The sequence below is a fragment of the Staphylococcus coagulans genome, assembly GCF_002901995.1.
Lineage (GTDB): Bacteria > Bacillota > Bacilli > Staphylococcales > Staphylococcaceae > Staphylococcus > Staphylococcus coagulans.
This window is the reverse complement of sequence record NZ_PPQN01000086.1, coordinates 1-1,140: the sequence shown is the minus strand read 5'-3', so window position 1 is coordinate 1,140 and position 1,140 is coordinate 1. Positions and strand designations below refer to the sequence as shown.

Here is a 1,140-nt window from a genome sequence, read left to right as displayed (position 1 = left end):
CATTATTAAATAATGATGTACCTGTATTTTATAATAATACATCAACAAAAGACATATATACCAATAATTCAATTCATAAAGATATATATAAATCTTCACCATTAGAGTTAGTAAAGAAAAAATTCAAAAGATTTGATGAGGATAGTATAAAAAAACAATGCCAAATATTAAATGATATTCTATTGGTTAATAGCGATGTAGAGGATTTTAAAAGACAAAGAACGACTTTAAAGTATATCAAAAATGATAATCATGATTTTCGTAATGAGTTAATTACTAAAGAAATCAATAAATTGGTGGGTTTTTCTTATAAAGGAGATTACGACTTTCAAGATATTAACTGGGAAGGTATGAGCTTGACGTTAAGCGAATCCTATGAATATAACGCTTTGAATATAAATTATTCAGACGGACTTTCTGGAATGTTTCATTTATTATTATATGAAGGTAATGATTCAATTGATAGGTTAGTAAAGAATTCGTTGCTTAGTAACATTAAAATACACGATAACCTTTATTCTTCATATTATGACATATTATCGGCATTAAAACCGCTTGTCATACTAGTGAATAGATATAATGATATTGAATGTATGCAGAAAATATTTTCGATATTAGAAGCATACACATCTAATATGAAAAAAATCCAAAATTTAGATTTTTTCAGTGGCTTATCAGGTATACTATCATTACTACGAGATGCTTTTTTATATTGTAAAAATATCGATGTCAAAAGAGTGTTAAAAAAAGCTATTGTAATGACAGAAACTCAAATACTTAAGAATAAGAATAGAGTTCCTAAAGATATTGGTTTTTCTCATGGAAACAGCGGAATTATTTATGGTTTGTTACGAGGGTACGAAATTACTAATAACAATATAGTTTTGAAATTTGTAATGAATCTTATCAAAAAAAATGATGGAAGGATTTTTGAAAAGTTCAGAGACTTCACGCTATCTCATGGATTATTAGGTGTTTTGTTGAGTAGAGCTTTATACAAAAAATATTCTCCGGATTACTCTATAAAAGAACATATAAATTTATTAAAAAAACATTATTATTTTGATAATCACTCTATATGTAATGGTGCCAGCGGTTTTATTGAAACAAGCAATATTTTAGAAGAACTAGGTTTTAATG

At 26.3% G+C, this 1,140-nt stretch carries 1 protein-coding gene; it reads left to right on the top strand.

Annotated elements, in window-relative coordinates:
• On the top strand, positions 1–1,140 hold a 1,140-nt coding region (locus CD118_RS11255; RefSeq protein ID WP_142380877.1), incomplete at both ends, for a lanthionine synthetase LanC family protein.